16 protein-coding genes are annotated in these 18,779 nt (G+C 69.6%); 3 read left to right on the top strand and 13 right to left on the bottom strand.

From position 1 onward, the window contains the following. Positions 1–429: 429 nt before the first annotated feature. Complete coding sequence (locus ACIPVN_RS15580; protein ID WP_400444690.1) at positions 430–1,734, top strand: CoA transferase; 1,305 nt, start codon at positions 430–432, stop codon at positions 1,732–1,734. Here the strand turns inward: ACIPVN_RS15580 and ACIPVN_RS15575 are convergent. From ACIPVN_RS15575 to ACIPVN_RS15560, 4 genes are read right to left on the bottom strand one after another with little or no spacing between them, the layout of a single operon-like run. Then, positions 1,719–2,513 (bottom strand): DUF4184 family protein, encoded by a 795-nt coding sequence (locus ACIPVN_RS15575; RefSeq protein ID WP_400444686.1) that lies wholly within the window; start codon positions 2,511–2,513, stop codon positions 1,719–1,721. The genes ACIPVN_RS15580 and ACIPVN_RS15575 overlap by 16 nt on opposite strands. Before the next feature lie 45 nt (positions 2,514–2,558). Then, on the bottom strand, positions 2,559–3,860 hold the full coding sequence (gene tyrS, locus ACIPVN_RS15570) for a tyrosine--tRNA ligase (protein ID WP_400444683.1): 1,302 nt from the start codon (positions 3,858–3,860) through the stop codon (positions 2,559–2,561). Between the two features lie 28 nt (positions 3,861–3,888). Continuing rightward, positions 3,889–4,668 carry a hypothetical protein gene (locus tag ACIPVN_RS15565; RefSeq protein WP_400444681.1) on the bottom strand — a complete coding sequence of 260 codons (780 nt, stop codon included), beginning with the start codon at positions 4,666–4,668 and terminating at the stop codon, positions 3,889–3,891. Further along, positions 4,665–5,309 carry a SatD family protein gene (locus tag ACIPVN_RS15560; RefSeq protein WP_400444678.1) on the bottom strand — a complete coding sequence of 215 codons (645 nt, stop codon included), beginning with the start codon at positions 5,307–5,309 and terminating at the stop codon, positions 4,665–4,667. Before ACIPVN_RS15560 ends, ACIPVN_RS15565 begins: the two co-directional genes overlap by 4 nt. A gap of 60 nt (positions 5,310–5,369) precedes the next feature. Here ACIPVN_RS15560 and ACIPVN_RS15555 point away from each other — a divergent pair, with 60 nt between their 5' ends. Beyond that, on the top strand, positions 5,370–5,954 hold the full coding sequence (locus ACIPVN_RS15555) for a DUF1349 domain-containing protein (RefSeq protein ID WP_400444675.1): 585 nt from the start codon (positions 5,370–5,372) through the stop codon (positions 5,952–5,954). Between the two features lie 37 nt (positions 5,955–5,991). Here the strand turns inward: ACIPVN_RS15555 and argH are convergent, their stop codons facing one another. From argH to ACIPVN_RS15520, 7 genes are all read right to left on the bottom strand, one after another. After that, entirely contained in the window at positions 5,992–7,422 is a 1,431-nt protein-coding gene (gene argH / locus ACIPVN_RS15550) for an argininosuccinate lyase (protein WP_400444672.1), read from the bottom strand. Then, positions 7,419–8,375, bottom strand: coding sequence for an ornithine carbamoyltransferase (argF, locus tag ACIPVN_RS15545; protein ID WP_247956524.1), 957 nt, complete (start codon positions 8,373–8,375; stop codon positions 7,419–7,421). The genes argH and argF overlap by 4 nt, the downstream gene beginning before the upstream one ends. Further along, the gene (locus ACIPVN_RS15540; protein ID WP_400444668.1) at positions 8,372–9,577 is read right to left on the bottom strand and encodes an acetylornithine transaminase; all 1,206 of its coding nucleotides are present in this window, start codon (positions 9,575–9,577) and stop codon (positions 8,372–8,374) included. Before ACIPVN_RS15540 ends, argF begins: the two co-directional genes overlap by 4 nt. After that, positions 9,574–10,473: an acetylglutamate kinase gene (argB, locus tag ACIPVN_RS15535; protein ID WP_400444665.1), complete on the bottom strand. Its 900-nt coding sequence runs from the start codon at positions 10,471–10,473 to the stop codon at positions 9,574–9,576. The genes ACIPVN_RS15540 and argB overlap by 4 nt, the downstream gene beginning before the upstream one ends. Beyond that, complete coding sequence (gene argJ, locus ACIPVN_RS15530) at positions 10,470–11,627, bottom strand: bifunctional glutamate N-acetyltransferase/amino-acid acetyltransferase ArgJ (protein ID WP_400444663.1); 1,158 nt, start codon at positions 11,625–11,627, stop codon at positions 10,470–10,472. Before argJ ends, argB begins: the two co-directional genes overlap by 4 nt. Next, positions 11,624–12,688: an N-acetyl-gamma-glutamyl-phosphate reductase gene (gene argC / locus ACIPVN_RS15525; protein ID WP_400444660.1), complete on the bottom strand. Its 1,065-nt coding sequence runs from the start codon at positions 12,686–12,688 to the stop codon at positions 11,624–11,626. The genes argJ and argC overlap by 4 nt, the downstream gene beginning before the upstream one ends. 271 nt (positions 12,689–12,959) lie before the next feature. Beyond that, positions 12,960–13,922, bottom strand: a complete 963-nt coding sequence (locus tag ACIPVN_RS15520; RefSeq protein WP_400444658.1) for an NAD-dependent epimerase/dehydratase family protein — start codon at positions 13,920–13,922, stop codon at positions 12,960–12,962. An 84-nt stretch (positions 13,923–14,006) separates the two neighbouring features. Here ACIPVN_RS15520 and ACIPVN_RS15515 point away from each other — a divergent pair, with 84 nt between their 5' ends. After that, positions 14,007–15,149 carry an AAA family ATPase gene (locus ACIPVN_RS15515; protein ID WP_400444656.1) on the top strand — a complete coding sequence of 381 codons (1,143 nt, stop codon included), beginning with the start codon at positions 14,007–14,009 and terminating at the stop codon, positions 15,147–15,149. Positions 15,150–15,194: 45 nt separating this feature from the next. On the opposite strand, the gene pheT is transcribed toward ACIPVN_RS15515, so the two are convergent. Both pheT and pheS read right to left on the bottom strand, forming a co-directional pair. Further along, entirely contained in the window at positions 15,195–17,699 is a 2,505-nt protein-coding gene (gene pheT, locus ACIPVN_RS15510; RefSeq protein ID WP_400444653.1) for a phenylalanine--tRNA ligase subunit beta, read from the bottom strand. Further along, positions 17,699–18,739: a phenylalanine--tRNA ligase subunit alpha gene (gene pheS / locus ACIPVN_RS15505; protein ID WP_400444651.1), complete on the bottom strand. Its 1,041-nt coding sequence runs from the start codon at positions 18,737–18,739 to the stop codon at positions 17,699–17,701. Before pheS ends, pheT begins: the two co-directional genes overlap by 1 nt. Positions 18,740–18,779: the final 40 nt, after the last annotated feature.

Genomic DNA, 18,779 nt, shown 5'->3' with positions numbered 1-18,779 from the left:
ATTTGACAAGTGCACGCTGTTGAGTTCTCAAGGATCGGATGCTCCCACGACCCAGTCATCACAACCAGGCCCGAAGGGCAACTTCTCTACCTTACCCATCTCATCCGGCTTGTCAAGTCGGCGTGTCGAGCAGATCGTTGATCCACTACACAGCCGGACAAGCTGTAGAAGAGGTGAGTCTCCCATCCTAGACGCAAGCGTCTGTTCTCTCAAGTGAGAGTGGGTTGGGATTCGTTCTCCGCTTGAGGGGGGTGAAGCTCTAGGCTTTCTCCGCTTCCCTGTGGGGCGAACAAGTAATAAGTTACGTGGATTCCGGAGTTCTGGCAAATCGAGCGCCACCCCTCGGGCGTGTCGCCGGCGTCGGTGCAGGACGTTCGTCCCGATCAGCGGGCGTTTCTCGTCACGCCGCGCCAGGACTACCCTCGACCCATGCCCTCGTGGCTGCTTCGACGCGTCTTCGCTGATCTGCGGACGAGTCCTCCTGCAGATGTGGACCCCTTCGGTTCGGGCGCGACGGTCCCCCTCCCCTCACGGCTCGCGACGGACGAACTCGCGCTCGCCAGCGTGTCGGCGATCACCGTCATCGCGGGCAGTGACCATCGGACACTCGACCCCGATCGAATCTCCCTGGCGTATCGAAGCGACCGGTTCTTTTCGGTCGACGGTTCGCCTCCCCAGGTATGGTCGCCGTTCTCCGGGTTCTGGCCCACCTCTGACGGGTGGATCCGTACCCATGGGAACTACCCGCATCATGCGGCAGCGCTTCGGCGTGGTCTCCGTCTCACAGAGACGGTCGGACCTGCAGAGGTCGCCTCTGCCCTCTCCCGTCTGACGACCGCCGATGCCATCCGCGCCATCCGTGCGAGCGCTGGACTCGCCGTCGCCGTCTCGTCCGAGCACCCCGCCCACGATCACACCCTCCGGGCAACACCGCTGCTGCAGGTGACCCGCGACGGAGAGCGCCCGGACGTCGCGGATCTCCCCGCATCCGCGAACGCCGATCTTCCCCTCGCCGGGTCGCGCGTGCTCGATCTCACCCGCGTGATCGCGGGTCCCGTCTGCACGCGGACACTCGCGCTTCTCGGTGCCGACGTCTTACGCATCGACCCTCCGCATCTCCCCGAGCCGGACTGGCAGCACCTCGACACCGGTCACGGGAAGCGAACGGCTCTCCTCGATGGCCGCTCTTCACAGATGGAAGAGCTGCTGGCCTCCGCCGATGCCGCGGTACTCGGTTATCGGCCTGCGGCCCTCCACCGCCTCGGCCTCGATCCGGCATCCCTCGCACGACGGCATCCGCATCTCGTCGTCGCCCAGCTGAGCGCCTGGGGCAGCAAGCATTCGGATCGCGCGGGTTTCGACAGCCTCGTGCAAGCCGAGTCCGGCATCTCCTGGATCGAGTCTCGCGACGGGCGCACGCCCGGTGCGCTCCCGGCTCAGGCTCTCGATCACAGCGCGGGCTATCTGCTGGCCGCCGCCGTCTCCGTCGCTCTCCGCCGGCGGGAGTTCGAGGGCGGAAGCTGGCTCGTCACGACCTCGCTGCGACGGATCGCCGCCGAACTGCTCGGGCTACAGCGGCACGATGTCGTCGCCGCCGAGCGAACGATCGACGTCTCTCGCCATACGACGGGGTTCTCCGTCGGCGGGCGGCGCGTCATCACCGTCGGCCCGGTGATCCCCGGATTCGACTTCGCAGCTCCGCGACCCTGGGGACGGGATCACCCGCGTTGGTGACGTGAGCGGCGCAGCGCGATCACGAGGCACAGCACGATCGTGGCCGCTCCCCAGATCGCGCAAGCCGGAGGCAGCACCCGGTACGCGAGGTGCTGCGCAGTGAACTCCGCGTCCAGCGGCCCCCAGATGAGCGAGCCCACGATCCAGGCGCCGATCAGCACGACGGGGAGCGACACCCACCAGGTGACGCGCACGCCGTGCGGCACCCGGCGATCGATGCTCTCCCGAGGAGATCGACCGCTCAGCCAGACCAGCGCCCACACTCCGATGATCGCGAGTCCGATCACACTCGACCCGTGCTGCATCCACTTGTAGCCCGGGAGCGGACCCCACATCTCGTCGAGAACCGGAAACAGCTCGACGCCGGTACGGCCTTCGTGCGTGAAGAGATCCCAGAGGATGTGCGAGATCACACCCAGGATCAGCGACACCGCGAGCAGCACCGGATACGCCCGACGCTCGCCGACTCCGACGGCCTCACCGGCCGCGGCGATCGCCGTGCGATCCCAACCCGAGGGAAGCCGCCGCGCGACCCACGCCGGAACGAGCTCCGGCACGGCCGGACGCAGCACGATGCGCCATACGAGGAAGAGCACGAACGCGAGGAGCGCCGTCCAGACCACATTCGCCGCGGTGTGGGTGAACGAGTAATTTAGCCCCGCGCCCCGGAGGAACAGCGGGAGATCCGGGGTCATCGCCCCGATCGCGATCGCCGCCGGCACGAGCGGCGTGCGGATGAACGGCAGAGCGACCAGTGCGTGACTGGGTGTGAACGGCATCCGTCCTCCTCGGTGTCGGCGCGAGGGCGCGACGATGCGGAACCGTCAGGCGATGAAGACGCCGGCCAGGGTCTTCTTGCCGCGACGGAGCACGGACACACCGCCCGGGAGACCGCCGCGCACCGTGTCGTTCTCGCCTTCGACCCGGGCGCCGTCTATCGAGACCCCACCCTGGGCGATCGCGCGACGTGCCTCGGAGAGACTCGACACCAGACCCGTCGCGACGAGAGCCTCGACCACCGGTGATCCCAGCGCGACGGTCGTGTTCGGGAGTTCCTCGAGGGCGGTCCGCAGCGTGGCCGCGTCGAGCGTGGTCAGATCGCCCTGGCCGAAGAGGGCGTCGGATGCCGCGATCACCGCCGCCGTCGCCTCGATGCCGTGCACGGTCGCACACACCTCGAGGGCGAGCCGCTTCTGGGCGGCTCGGCGGAACGGTTCGGACTCGACGAGCGCCGCATATTCCTCGATCTCGGCACGCGAGAGGAACGTGAAGACCTTCAGACGCTCGATCACATCGGCATCCGCGGTGCTCAACCAGAACTGGTACATGCGGTACGGGCTGCACATCGATGCGTCCAGCCAGATCGCGTTGCCCTCGCTCTTGCCGAACTTGGTGCCGTCGCTGTTCGTGATCAGCGGGGTGCCGATCGCGTGGGCGGACGCACCCTCGGCTCGCCGGATGAGATCCGTGCCGCTGGTGAGGTTGCCCCACTGATCGGACCCACCGGTCTGCAGCACGCAGTCGTACTGGCGGTAGAGCTCGAGGAAGTCCATGCCCTGGAGGATCTGGTAGCTGAACTCGGTGTAGCTGATGCCCTCGTCGGAGTTGAGGCGGGCAGCCACCGCGTCCTTCTTGAGCATCGTGCCCACGCGGAAGTGCTTACCGATCTCGCGCAGGAAGTCGATCGCCGACAGCGGCGCCGTCCAGTCGAGGTTGTTGACGATCCGGGCGGCGTTTTCGCCCTCGAAGCTGAGGTAGCGCTCGACCTGCGCACGCAGACGATCGACCCACTCGGCCACCGTCTCGCGCGTGTTCAGCGTGCGTTCGGCCGTCGGCCGCGGGTCGCCGATCAGCCCGGTCGATCCGCCGACGAGCCCCAGCGGCTTGTGACCGGCGAGCTGGATGCGTCGCAGGGTCAGCAGCTGCACGAGGTTGCCCAGGTGCAGGCTGGGAGCCGTGGGATCGAATCCGCAGTAGTACGTGATGGGGTCTCCCGCGAGCAGGGCGCGCAGCGCCTCCTGGTCGGTGGACACATGGACGAGACCACGCCACACGAGTTCGTCCCACACGTTCTCGAACGTGGGGTCGATCGCCGGCGTCGCAGTCGTCAGAGCGGGATCAGACACGTTTTCCAGGCTATCAGCGCCGGACGGCTCACCCGTTCGCCGACCACCAGACGAGGAAGGCCGCGCCGAGGGCGATCACCCAACTGACGAGGCTGCCGACGAGGAAGTACTCCGCCCGTGCACCGGTCTCGCGTCCGCGCGATATCTCGGGGAATCGCACGATGCCCTTGGCCGCGAGCATCGCCGCCAGGAGCGGGTACGCGGCGGCGAGGGTCAGCATGAGCACCAGGATCCGCTCGAGCGGGCCGATCAATCTCCCGCCCTGGAAGGCACTGCGTCGATCGATCGCCGCCGTCGGCTCGGAGACGGATGACTCGCCGTCGACTCGCTCGGCGTCCGCGACGTTCGCATCGAGCCCTCGGCGCTCGATCGGGCGCCAGGTGTGTTCGCCATCGAGCGCCGCGCGCACCACGAGGTTCGCGGATTCGAGAAGGAACGCCGCCGCACCGACCACCAGCACGGCGAGATCGAAGGAGATCGTGCCGACCGGCGAATCAAGGTGCCACACCTCGCCGATCAGCCCCGCGTCTGATCGTTCGGGCAGCGTGACCACAGCGCCGACGCTGACGATGCCGAGCAGAACGGCCGGCCAGAACCCGGCGGGTGATGGACGGTCGTCGGGCATGCACCACACCCAGAGCGCACCGGTTACGAGCGCCGCCAGCATCGGGAGCAGTGCGTCTCCGACGCTGCCGAGCACGAGCAGCAGCACGGCGACCACCAGGTAGCCGATCCAGCGTCGCGCGGCGAACTGCCGCACGAGATCCACGGCACCGACGGCGAGAAGGAGGAAGCCGGCGAGGATCATGCGATGTCACCGCGCAGCGTCGCCAGACCGTCGATGAGGGCCTGGGATCCGGCCCGACGCAGCGACTTGGAGACGCTGGGTTGGGTCACGCCCTCGATCTCGGCGAGCTCTTGCTGGGAGTGGCCCACGACGCGACCGTAGGTCAGTCGTCGCTCCCGCTCGCTCATCGCTCCCACCAGCTCGTCGCGCACGAGGAGGTAGGCGTTCGATACGGCGATGGTCGACTCCATGACCTCATTCTGGCCGGGGGCACCGACAATCCACGTGCGCGAGTGCGGGACCGCTCGCCTTTCACGCTCGTGAGCGACGTCGATCGCCTCGCGTGCGGCCCACCATCCCGGCCCGTCGGGAAGCGCTCCGTGGGCGGAATCCACGCGGCCGACCTCCCCCACACCGAGCCCGAACCGCAACCCGATGCCGTCGGGGAGCGCGAGACGGATCATCAGGAGCGACGTCATCGCCCCCTCGAGATCGGCATAGACGGCCTGTTGCTCGTCGCCGACGGTCGGAGTGAGTGCCTGCAGCGCCAGCGGGCGATCGCGCTCGACCCGAGCGATCGCGTCGTCGAGGCGACGCTGGGCGACCCCGCGGTCACTCAGAGAACGGGAGCCGACGATGTCGGCGATCACGGCGATGACCATGCGTATAACCATATCATGCATATTCTTGAGTTATGCCTTCATTGGCTATATTCTCGAAATATGCCTGAATCACAGAACGTTTCGTGGAGCGCCGGAGCCTGGACCCATCCTCCCCTCTCGACCGAGAGCGGGCAAGAGCTCATCGCGACCGCCGTCGAGGGAAGCGATGCCTGGCGGCACACCGCCTACGGGTTCGTCCACGACAGCGAGCACGCACTCCTCGCACCGCTCGCCGTCGGCGAAGCCATGGAGGTCGCCTTCCAGGCGCCTTGGACCGGCGAGTTCGATCAAGCCGGCGTGTTCGTGCGCATCGACGACGAGCACTGGATGAAAGCCGGCCTCGAATACGCCGACGGGCACCTCGGCCTCGGCGCCGTCGTCACCGCCATCCGCTCGGACTGGTCCGTCGGGTACGTCGACGACTGGCTCGACGCCGAGGTCACGGTGCGTGTGAGCCGGTGGGCGGATGCCCTGATCGTGCGGGCCCGCGCGGCCGAAGGCCCGTGGCGACTCGTGCGCGTCACCCCGTTCGACGGCGACGCCGCAGCATCCGCCGGCCCGTTCCTCGCCGCGCCGACGCGCAGCGGACTCGTCGTGCGATTCACCCGCTGGACGCGGACACCCGCCGACACCGACCTGCACTGAGCACGGTGCTCCGGCCCACCGGGGGCCGGAGCACTGTTCAGATACCGAGCGCGTGCGCGGCGGCCTGCGCGCGGGCGACGAGTTCGGCGCGCTGCTCGGCCACGCGCACCGGAGCGGTTCCGCCGATACCCGTGCGCGAGGCGACGGAGCCCTCGATCGTGAGGACCTCGCGCACCTCCGGGGTCAGGTGCGACGAGACCCCGGCGAGCAGCTCGTCGGAAGCGTCCTCGAGACCGATCCCCTGCTCCTCGCAGGCTCGCACCAGCGCACCCGAGATCTCGTGCGCATCGCGGAACGGCACCCGCCGCTTCACGAGCCACTCCGCGACATCCGTCGCGAGTGAGAAGCCCTGCGGGGCGAGGGCCGCCATCCGATCCGTGTCGAATCGCACCGTGGCGATCATGCCGGCGAAGGCGGGAAGCACGACCTCGAGGGTGCGAACCGAGTCGAAGACCGGCTCTTTGTCCTCCTGCAGGTCACGGTTGTAGGCCAGCGGCAGGCCCTTGAGCGTCGCGAGAAGCCCCGAGAGATTTCCGATGAGCCGCCCCGACTTGCCCCGCGCGAGCTCGGCGATGTCGGGGTTCTTCTTCTGCGGCATGATGCTCGACCCGGTCGAGTAGCCGTCGTCGAGGGTCACGAAGCCGAACTCGCGCGTGTTCCAGAGGATGATCTCCTCCGACAGGCGCGAGATGTCGACACCGATCATCGCGGTCACGAACGCGAACTCGGCGACCACGTCGCGCGCCGCCGTGCCGTCGAGCGAATTCTCCGCCGGACGATCGAGCCCCAGCTTGGCGGCGACGAGCGACGGATCGAGACCGAGCGTGGAGCCCGCGAGTGCTCCCCCGCCGTACGGCGAGACGCCGGCACGACGACGCCAGTCGACCAGCCGCTCGAGCTCCCGCACCAGCGGCCAACCGTGGGCCTGCAGGTGATGGGCCAGCAGCACGGGCTGTGCGTGCTGGAGATGCGTTCGTCCCGGGAGGATCGCCTCGGGGTGCGCCTCGGCTTGCGCGACGAGCGCGTCGATCACCCGCAGGATGTCGCGGGCGATCACCGCCGCATGGTCGATGAGATACATGCGCACGAGCGTCGCGATCTGATCGTTGCGACTGCGGCCGGCGCGCAGGCGTCCGCCCAGCTCCGGGCCGAGCTCGGCGATCAGCGCCTGCTCGAGAGCACCGTGGACGTCCTCATCGGTCGGCGCCGGGAGCAACGTGCCGTCGGCGACCTTGCGTGCGACCGCGTCGAGGCCCGCGTGCATGCGCACCGCCTCGTCCGGCTCCAGGTAGCCCGCAGCCTCGAGAGCCGTGGCATGAGCATGCGAACCCGCGATGTCGTACGGGGCCAGGATCCAGTCGAAATGCGTCGACCGGCTCAACTCCACGAGCTCGGGTGACGGACCGGTCGCGAACCGGGCGCCCCAGAGAGCGCCCTCGTTCGTGCCGTCGCTCTTCGTGCCGCTCATGCGGATGCTCCGGCGAGGGCCGATGCCGAACCGTTCTTCCGCAGCAGCCACACCAGCAGCGCCTTCTGCGCGTGCAGGCGGTTCTCGGCCTCGTCCCAGACCACGCTCTTCGGACCGTCGATGACCTCGGAGTCGACCTCGTATCCGCGATCGGCAGGAAGGCAGTGGATGAAGATGGCCTCCGAGTCGGCGAGTGTCATCGTCTCGGGCGTCACCTTGTAGCCGCCGAGATCCCGGATGCGTGCGATCTTCTCCTCTTCCTTGCCCATCGACACCCACGTATCGGTGACGACGACGTCGGCACCCGCTGCAGCCTCGACCGGATCGGTGTACAGCGTGATGGACCCACCGGTCTCGGCCGCCCGACGGTCGGCCGCCTCCACGACGTCCGCCCGGGGCGAGTAGTCGGCGGGAGAGGCGATGCGCACGTGCATGCCCGCCGTGACACCGGCGAGCGCATAAGAGTGCGCCATGTTGCTCTGCCCATCGCCGAAGAACGTCAGGGTGAGCCCCGCGAGCTCACCCTTGTGCTCACGGATCGTGAGCAGGTCGGCGAGCAGCTGGCAGGGGTGGAAATCGTCGGACAGCGCATTGATCACGGGCACCCGGGTACCGGCCGACATCTCCTCGAGACCCGACTGCGCGTAGGTGCGCCACACGATCGCGGCGACCTGCCGCTCGAGCACCCGCGCGGTGTCCGAGGGCGTCTCCTTACCGCCGAGCTGGCTGCTCGCGGTCGAGATGATGAGCGGCGATCCGCCGAGGTCGGCGATCCCGACCGCGAACGAGACTCGGGTGCGGGTCGACGACTTGTCGAAGATCACCGCGACCGTCTGGGGTCCGGCGAGACTCTTGTCCGCCCACCGATCCTTCTTCAACTCGATCGCGAGATCGAGGATCTCGGCCTGTTCGGCGGGCGTGAGGTCGTCGTCGCGCAGCAGGTGGCGGGTCATACGGATACCTTTCCGGGGAGCGTCGCGAAGACGTCGGAGAGCGTCGCCGCGAACAGTTCGCGGAACTCGGAGATCTCGGCGTCGCCGATCGTGAGGGCGGGCGCGATGCGCACCGTGTCGGGGTTGGCCGCGTTGACGATGAGACCGCGCTCCTGTGCCGCGGCGACCACCGCACCCGCGACCGGCTCGGTGAGGGCGACGCCGATCAGCAGACCGCGACCGCGCACACCCGACACCAGCGGCGAGTCCAGTCCGAGGATGGTCTCGCGCAGCTCCTCGCCGCGACGCGCGGCGTTGTCGACGAGCCCTGCGTCCTCGATCTCGGCGAGCACGGCGTCCGCCACCGCTGTGGCCAGCGGATTCCCGCCGAAGGTCGAGCCATGCGAGCCGGGGGTGAACAGATCGCTCGCCGCACCGTAGGTCACCAGCGCGCCGATCGGGAAACCTCCACCGATCCCCTTCGCGAGCGTGATCGCATCCGGGGTGATGCCCTCATGACTGAAGCCGAACCAGGCGCCGGTGCGCCCGGCACCGGTCTGGATCTCGTCGACGATGAGGAGCGCTCCGTGCGCGAGCGTCAGCGAGCGGGCAGCGGCGAGGTACCCCTCGGGCAGCTCGACCACGCCCGCCTCGCCCTGGATCGGCTCGACGATGACCGCCGCGACACGATCGTCCATCGCCGCTTCGAGCGCCTCGACCGTCGCGGGGATGTGCTCGACGCCGCCGGGCATCGGCTCGAACGGCGCGCGCATCGCCTCCTTGGCGGTCAATGCGAGCGAGCCCATCGTGCGGCCGTGAAAGCCGTTCTCGAGCGCGATGATGCGTGGGCGCTCGGCACCGCCGTGAAGACGGGCGAGCTTGAATGCGGCCTCGTTCGCTTCGGCGCCGGAGTTCGAGAAGAACACCCGCCCGTCGATCCCGGCTCCCGCGAGACGCTTGAGGCGGGCGGCGAGCGCGAGCTGCGAGGGGGTCGCGAAGTAGTTCGAGACGTGAGCGAGCGTCGCTGCCTGGCGGGAGACCGCTTCGACGAACACCGGGTGCGCGTGGCCGAGAGAGGTCACGGCGATGCCCGCGAGGAAGTCGAGGTGGCGTCGGCCCTCGGAGTCCCACAGATAGGAGCCCTCGCCACGCGTCAGCAGCGCCAGGCGCGCCCCTGCGTTGAGTACGAGGTCGCGCTGCGCGTCGTCCTGCCAGATGGTCATCCTGCCACCACTTCCGTTCCGATTCCTTTGCTGGTGAAGAGTTCGACGAGCACCGAGTGCGGCACGCGTCCGTCGATGATCGCCGCGGCGTCCACTCCGCCCTCGACCGCCTCGAGGCACGCACGCATCTTCGGGATCATCCCCGACTCGAGACTCGGCAGCATGTCGACGAGCGCGGTCGACGTCAGATGGGACACGAGCGAATCACGGTTCGGCCAGTCGGCGTAGAGCCCCGGCACGTCGGTGAGGATCACGAGTTTGCGGGCGCCGAGGGCGATCGCGAGGGCCGCCGCCGCGGCGTCGGCGTTGACGTTGAGGGAGTGCCCCGGGTGGTCGAGATCGGGCGCGATGCTCGACACGACGGGGATGCGCCCGGCGACCAGATGATCGATGACCGCCGTCGGATCGACCTGCACGACGTCGCCGACCCGGCCCAGATCGACCTCTTCCCCGTCGACCACGACCCCGCGGCGGCGGCCGCCGAACAGGCCGGCGTCCTCGCCGCTGAGGCCGGTCGCGATCGGCCCGTGGGAGTTGATCTTGGTGACCAGCTGCGGATTCACCTGGCCGGTGAGCACCATGCGCACCACACCGATCGCCTCGGTATTGGTGACGCGGTACCCGCCCTTGAACTCACTGGGGATCTCGAGGCGTCCGAGCATGTCGGAGATCTGGGGACCGCCACCGTGCACGACGACCGGCTGCACGCCGACGTAGCGCAGGTACGCGATGTCCTGTGCGAAGGCGTCCTGAAGTTCGTCCGACACCATGGCGTTGCCGCCGTACTTGACCACGACGATCTGGTCGCGGAACTTCTTCAACCACGGCAGCGACTCGATGAGCGTCGTCGCCTTCTGCGCGGCCTCTTCGGCGGGAGTGTCCTGGATGTCGGTCATGAGGCGTATGCGCTGTTCTCGTGCACGTAGTCGTGGGTGAGGTCGTTGGTGAGGATCGTGGCGGATGCCTCCCCCGAGCGCAGGTCGATGACGAGGTTCGTCGCCCGAGGCGTCAAGTCGACCTCTTCGCGCGGTCGGTCCGGACCGCCGGCCGTGCATACGCGCACGTCGTTCATCCAGACGTCGACGTCGTAGGGGTCGAACTGCGCGGAGGTCGTGCCGATGGCGGCGAGCACCCGACCCCAGTTGGGGTCGTTGCCGAAGATCGCCGCCTTGAAGAGATTGTTGCGGGCCACCGAACGGCCGACCTCGACGGCATCCTGCTCGGACACCGCGCCGCGCACCTCGATCGTGATGTCGTGGCTCGCGCCCTCTGCATCGCCCTGCAGCTTGACCGCCAGCTCCTGACACAGTTCGCGCAGCGCCGCGCGGAACGCATCGAGGTCCGGCTTCACACCGCTCGCCCCATTGGCGAGGAGGGTGACCTGATCGTTGGTCGACATGCATCCGTCGGAGTCGAGCCGATCGAACGTGGTGCCGGTCGCGGCACGGAGCGCCGCATCCGCCTCGAGCGGTTCGAGATCGGCATCCGTCGTCACGACCACCAGCATGGTCGCGAGACCGGGAGCGAGCATTCCCGCGCCCTTCGCCATGCCGCCGATCGTCCACCCGTCGCCCTGCACGACCGCCGTCTTCGCGACGGTATCGGTCGTCATGATCGCCCGGGCCGCGGCGTCGCCACCATCCGCGGACAACTCCGCGATCGCCTGCTCGGTGCCGGCGAGCACCTTCGCGCGGAACGCCTCGTCGCCGGTGCCGATCAGACCGGTGGAGCACACGAGCACGTCGCCGGCACTGATGGCGAGCAGCTCCGCGGCCTTCTCGGCCGTCTGGTGCGTCGTCTGGAATCCGAAGCTCCCGGTGAAGCAGTTCGCGCCACCGGAGTTGAGCACGACCGCCTCGACGACGCGGTCGGCGATCGCCTGCTGCGACCAGATGATCGGGTTCGCCTTGGCGCGGTTGCTCGTGAACACGGCGGCGCCGACTTTGCGCGGGCCACGGTTGACGACGACGGCGACATCGGGCTTGCCGGTGGACTTGAGGCCGGCGGCGACGCCTGCCGCCTCGAAACCTGCGGGGGCGGTGACGCTCACGGGGCGACTCCGTTCACTGAGAGCGCGCGATCCTCGGGGAGGCCGAGCGCGATGTTCATGGACTGGATGGCGGCGCCGGCGGTGCCCTTGACGAGGTTGTCGACAGCGGCGACCACGGTGACCCGATTCGCCGCACGGTCGATCGCGAGACCGATCAGCGCCGTGTTGGCGCCGAGCACGTCGGCCGTGCGCGGGAACACGCCCGCGGGCAGCAACTGGACGAAGGTCTCGTCGCCGTAGGCGTCCTGCCAGGCTGCGCGGATGTCGGCGTCGGATGCCCCGGGCGCGATCGGCGCGGTCGACGTGGCGAGGATCCCCCGCGACATCGGCACGATCACCGGCGTGAAGGAGATGCGGATGCCGTCGCCCGATATCCCGGTGCCCGCAGGCCCCGCCGCGGCGAGCGCCTGGCGGATCTCGGGGATGTGCCGATGGGTACCGCCGACGGCGTAGGGGTTCGCGGTGCCGAGGACCTCACTGGCGAGCAGATTGGTCTTCAGGCTCTTCCCCGCGCCCGAGGGTCCGACCGCGAGCACCGACACGATGTCGCCCGGGTCGATCACCCCGGCGGCGACCCCGGGCGCCAGGCTGAGGCTGACGGTGGAGGCGTTGCAACCGGGGGCGGCGATCCGGGTGGCACCGCGCAGGCTCTCGCGCTGCTTCGCTCCGTCGACGAGGAGCTCGGGTACGCCGTATGTCCATGCGTCGTGGAAGGCGCCTCCGTAGAACGCGTCCCAGGCGTCCTGAGAGGTCAGGCGGTGATCCGCCCCGGCGTCGATGACGAGCGGAACGTCGCCCAGCGCGTCCGTGTACTGCCCGGACTGCCCGTGCGGGAGCGCGAGCACGACGATGTCGTGACCCGCCAGGATCTCGGGCGTGGTGTCCTGCAGGGTGAGGTGCGCGAGGGAGCGCAGGTGTGGCTGGTGCTCGACGAGCGGCTGCCCGGCGTTCGAGTGCGCCGTGACCGTGCGGATCTCGATGTCGGGATGAGCGGCGAGGAGGCGGAGGATCTCGCCGCCCGCATAGCCGGATGCGCCGGAGACGGCGACGGAGTACGTCATGCTTCTACCTTAACGGTCGGGGCTGTCGGGGACCGGGGCGGCGACACCGGTGCTCGACCATCGTCCACCGGAATCGGCAGGCAGGAGCGCGGGGTCGCCTAACGTCGGCGGTCGCGGCGTCGGCGCACCGGAGCGGCGCTCGGGACGAGCGTCGAGACAGCGGAGGCGGCCGAAAGCATGTCGCGACGATAGCGCGCCCTCGACGGCATCCGCAAATCCATCACGTCATCGAGTCGCTGCGCCGCTCCCCGGGGAGCGGAATCCGGCCCCGTCACCCGCCGAGCTCGGCGAGGAGGTCGTCCTCGTCCGCCCGGCGCAGCCCGGCACGGCGCGGACGATCCACACCGCGCGCGCGTTCGTCGGCCAGGACCCGCTCGGCCGTGGCGTCGAGCGGGCTCAGCGCGCCTCCCGTCGCGCGGAACCTCTCGTTGCGGCGGGTCATGAATCCGGTCATGCCACCCGGCAACCAGAGCGGCAACGAGCGCACGCCCGTCCAGTACTCCACGCTCCGGGCGCGCAACCAGTCCTCGCTCGCCTCGCGCACTGCTGCCGTGTGTCCGGCGGCGCGGCGCACGACGTCGAGCATGTCGGCGAGCGGGATGCTGTCGCCGATCGCGTTCACGGCACCGGCAGCTCGCGCTGAGGTGATGTACGCGGCGAGGTCGTCGACGTCGATGATCTGCGCGACCCGACCGGCCAGGGGCGGCACCAGCACCGGCCGCTCCCCCGCCCGTGCGAACGCCGCCGCCCAGTAGCCGAAGCGGTCGCTCGGGTCGCCCTCACCCACGATCAGCCCCGGTCGCACGATCAGCGCCCGGTCGCCGAGCGCGGCGACGGCATCCTCCGCCGCCGCCTTCTGCGCACCGTAGTCGGCATCCTCCGCGCCGGAGGACGGATGCCGCGGCGCGCTCTCGTCGGCACCGACCGTCTCGTCGTCGGCGTACACCGAGATCGATGACACGTACGTCCAGCGCGCGGCGCGGTCTCCGAGCTCATCGACGGCCCGGGCGACCTGGGGCGCCGATGACGAGACGTCGACGACGAGATCCCCTGCGCCGTCGAGTCCGGCGTACGGGTCGGCACCGGCGCGGTCCCCGATCACGAGCGTCGCTCCGCGCGGCACCGGACGGGTCCCCCGCGCGAGGCACGTCACGGCGGCGCCCTCCTCGATGAGACGGCCGGCGACCCTGCTCGACAGCCATCCGGTGCCACCGAGGATCAAGGCATTCAGCATGACTCCAGCACACCAGCAACGGAGACGAGGCGGAACCGCATCCGCTCAGAGCAGAGTGTCGGATGCGGCTGACACGATGGGGCCATGCTCAGGACTCTCGCCGTCTCCGGCTACCGCTCGCTCGTCGACGTCGTCGTGCCGCTCGATCCGCTCACCGTGATCACGGGGGCGAACGGCACGGGCAAATCGAACCTCTACCGTGCGCTGCGCCTGCTCGCGGCGACCGGACACGGCCGCGCGGTCGCCGCCGTCGCGCGGGAGGGAGGCCTCGACAGCGTGCTGTGGGCGGGTCCCGAGACGCCGCAGGGTGAGGGCGCTCAGGGCACACGGCGCAGCCGACCGATCTCGGTGCGTCTCGGCGTCGCCGCCGACGAGGTCGGGTACCTCATCGACCTGGGCCTGCCGCAGACCGACGCGCGCAGCCTTTTCACGCGCGACCCCGAAATCAAACGCGAGCAGTTGTTCAGCGGCCCGTTCGCGCGGCCGGGAACGCTGTTCGTGGATCGTCAACGCGGCGGCGTGCGGGTGCGGGGCGACGACGGCTGGGAATCGGTGGGGCAGTCGATGGGACCGGGGCAGAGTGTGCTGCTCGACCTCGTCGACGGCACCGCGCGGTGGGAGACCGCATCTCTGCGCGCCCGGATCGCCAGCTGGCGCTTCTACGATCACTTCCGCACCGACGCTGCCGCCCCTGCGCGACTGCCACAGGTCGGAACCCGCACGCGTTGGCTGAGTGACGATGGCTCCGACGTCGCTGCCGTATGGGCCACGACGACGGAAGCCGGACGCGGCGCGGCGCTCGACGAGGCCGTCGACCGCGCCTTCCCGGGATCGCGAGTACAGATCTCCGTCACCGACGGCTCGTTCCGGCTGCACCTGCGGCAACCCGGGCTGCTGCGCCCGCTCGATGCCGCCGAACTCTCCGACGGCACTCTGAGGTACCTGTTGTGGTGCGCGGCCCTTCTGCCCGCCGACCCGCCGCCGCTCCTCGTCGTCAACGAGCCCGAGTCGAGTCTCCATGAGAGCCTCATCGACCCTCTCGGCTCGCTGCTCGCTCATGCGGCGTCCCAGACGCAGGTGATCGTCGTCACGCACTCGGCGCCCCTGCGCCGCGCACTCGCCGACGCGGGCGGGACGGTCGTCGAGCTCGAGTCGACCGGCTACGGAACCCGAGTGCGCGATCAGCTGCCGCTCGAGCGCCCCAGCTGGCACTGGCCGTCACGCTAGCGGAACGCTGCGCGACGGCCAGTGCCAGCAGGAGTCGGGCGGGGCTCAGTCGCGGAGAGCCGCCTCGAAGCGCTCGGCGGCGACGGCGACGCCCGCGAGCTTCGCCTCGCTGGCCTCCGCCGCTGTGAGAGTGCGGTCGTCGGCGCGGAAGCGCAGGGCGAAACTCAGGCTCTTCGATCCCGCAGGGACGCCTTCGCCGCGATAATCGTCGACCAAGCGCACCGATTCGAGAAGCGCACCTGCGCCCTCGGCGAGCGCTGCCTCGACATCCGCGGCCGGCACCTCGACCGGCACAGCGAGCGAGACGTCCTGCGTCGCGGCGGGGTAGGTCGAGAGCGATGCGGCGACGATGCGCTCGCCCGCGAGGGAGAGCACGAGATCGAGGTCGAGCTCGAGCACGGTCGCGCGCCCCGGGAGGTCCGCATCCGCCGTGACGGCGGGGTGGAGCTCGCCGACGTAGCCGACGGCGCGATCCGCGACGCGCAGCTCGCCCGTGCGCCCCGGGTGGAGGGCGGCACGCGTGCTCTGTACGACATCGATCTCGACGCCCGCGGCCGTCGCGATCACGCGCACGGCGTCGAGGGCATCCGAGAGTCCGGCAGGCTCGGCCGGACGCCCCGGCTGGCGCGGGGTCGCGTTACCGGTCAGGAGAACCGCGAGGAAGCGGTTCTGCGGCGGGATCGACGCGTTCAACTCGGCGAGCGTCTCCTCCGATGGGCGCTCCCCCAGCGGCGGAACCTCGTCCGTGCCGTAGGTCGCCCCGGGTTCGGGCAGGAACACCACGCCCGTGTCGAAGATCGCGAGGTCGGTGAGTCCGCGTGAGATGTTGCGGTGCGCCGTCTGGAGCAAGCCCGGCACCAGCGAGCGTCGCAGGAACGGCACCTGGCCGTCGAGCGGGTTCGCCAGGCGGATGCTGGGGAGGTGCTCCCCTGTCGCCGATCCGTGGAGGTCGTTCTGCGCCTCGGTCGTGAACGGGAAGGCGGGGGTCTCGACGAAGCCTGCGGCAGCCAGGGCGTTCGCCACCCGGCGGCGGCCCTGCTGGTGCGCGGTGAGCCCGCGACCCGACGGCGGCGTGGGGAGCACCGAGGGGATGCGGTCGAGCCCGTGGATACGGGCGACCTCCTCGGCGAGCGTCCACTTGTCGGTCAGATCGGGACGCCAGGTCGGAGGGATGACGGTCCACCCGTCGTCGGCAGCGGTCACCTCCGCTCCGATCGTCGTGAGGGCGCCGGTGATCTCGTTCTCCGTGTAGTCGACGCCGATGAGGCCCTCGACGAAGCCTTCGGGGAGGTCGATCTCGCCGACGAACACCTCGGCGAAGAGCGCGCCCCCCTCGTCGGTGAGCGTGCCGCCGGCCAGCTCGACCATGAGGTCGGCCGCGCGACGGGCCGCCACGAACGGGATGAGCGGGTCGACACCGCGCTCGAAGCGCTTGGACGCTTCGCTGGGCAGCTTGTGCCGGCGTGCGGTGCGCGCGATCGTGATGGGATCGAAGGACGCGGCCTCGATGAGGACGTCGGTCGTCGTGTCACTCATCTCGGTCGTGCCGCCGCCCATGACGCCGGCGAGGCCGATGGGTCCGGATTCGTCGGTGATGAGCAGATCCTCGACGTGGAGCGTGCGCTCCTGTCCGTCGAGAGTCGTCATCTTCTCGCCGGCCCGAGCGCGGCGCACCGTGATGCCGCCCGTGAGCTTGTCGAGGTCGTACCCGTGCAGCGGCTGGCCGAGTTCGAGCATGACGTAGTTCGTGATGTCGATCAGCACGCCGAGCGAGCGCATGCCCGCGAGCGAGAGCCGCGCGATCATCCACGGAGGGGTCGGGCGGGACGGGTCGACCCCTCGGACGACGCGGGTCACGAACTCGCTCGCGCCGACACGTCCGCGAACGGGCGCCTGATCGTCGACGATCGCGAGGTGGCCGGTGCCCGGCTGCAGCTCGGCGAAGTCCCGCTCGGCCGGGTCGCGGAACTCCGCGCCCGTCGCGTGCGAGTACTCGCGGGCCACGCCGCGCAGGGAGAAGGCGTACCCGCGATCGGGCGTGACGTTGATCTCGACCGCGACGTCGTCGAGCCCGAGGAGGGCGATCGCGTCCGTGCCGACAGGAGCGTCGATCCCCAGGTCGGACAGCACGAGGATGCCGTTGTGCTCGTCACCGAGCCCGAGCTCCCGCGCCGAGGCGATCATGCCGTCCGACACGTGCCCGTAGGTCTTGCGTGCCGCGATCGGGAACGGCCCGGGCAGCACCGCGCCCGGGAGCGTCACGATGACCTTGTCGCCGGCGACGAAGTTGTGAGCGCCGCAGACGATGCCGCGGACGCCGCCGTTCGCCTCACCGACGTCGACCTGGCACCAGTTGATGGTCTTGCCGTTGGACTGCGGTTCGCCCTCGAGCGAGACCACCTGTCCGACGACGACAGGACCCGTGATGTCGAAGCGGTGAACGTCCTCCTCTTCGAAGCCGACGGTCACCAGCGCCGCGAGGACGTCTTCGGGAGACGCATCCGCTGCCACATCGACGTACTCACGCAACCACGAAAGCGGGATGCGCATCACACCACCATCCCGTACTGCTCGCTGAATCGGACGTCGCCCTCGGCCATGTCACGCATGTCCTGCACATCGCTGCGGAACATGAGTCCCCGCTCGATGCCCATGCCGAACGCGAAGCCGCTGTACACCTCGGGATCGATCCCGGCCGCACGCAGCACGTTCGGGTTGACCATGCCGCAGCCGCCCCACTCGATCCACCGTGCCCCTCCCTTGAAGGTCGGGTGCCACAGATCGAGCTCGGCGGAGGGCTCGGTGAAGGGGAAGTAGTTGGTGCGGAAGCGCATCTTGGCCTCGGGGCCGAACAGCTGCTTCGCGAAGTGGTCGAGCGTGCCCTTGAGGTGCGCCATCGTGATGCCCTTGTCGATCACGAGGCCCTCGAACTGGGTGAACACCGGCAGGTGCGTCGCGTCGAACTCGTCGGTGCGGTAGACCCGCCCGGGGCAGAGCACGTAGATCGGCACGTCACGGTCGAGCATCGAGCGCACCTGCACGGGGCTCGTGTGCGTGCGCATGACCAGGTGTCGCGAGGCGGGGTCGACGTAGAACGTGTCCTGCTCCTGGCGGGCGGGGTGATCGACGTCGAAGTTGAGGGCGTCGAAGTTGAACCACTCGTGCTCGAGCTCGGGACCCTCCGCGATCTCCCATCCCATGCCCACGAAGATGTCGCAGACCTGGTCCTGGAGCAGGGAGAGCGGATGCCGCGCACCGACGCGCGTGCGAGACGGCACAGCCGTGATGTCGATCCGCTCGGCCTCGAGGCGCGCCGCGACCTCGGCGGCGGCGAGCTCGGCCTCCTTGGCGGCGAGCGCCTGGGTGACCTGACCACGCCCCTGGCCGACGAGCTTGCCGAAGGCGGCCTTGTTCTCGGGGGCGACCTGACGCATCGAGGCGTTCAGGACGGCGAGGGGCGAACCGTCGGCCACGTGGGCGGCACGGGCCGCCTTGAGCTCGGCGGTGTCGGTCGCTGCGTTGATCGCTGCCAGGGCGGCGGCGACAGCTGCTTCGACCGCTTCCGGGGTGATTTCTGGAGTCTCGGACACGAGAGACGAGTCTACCGGCGCGGGGTGGCGGGATCGGACG

The organism is Microbacterium sp. NPDC090003, from assembly GCF_044748385.1.
Lineage (GTDB): Bacteria > Actinomycetota > Actinomycetes > Actinomycetales > Microbacteriaceae > Microbacterium.
The sequence above is the reverse complement of the archived record's forward strand: the minus strand, read 5'-3'. Positions and strand labels throughout refer to the sequence as shown.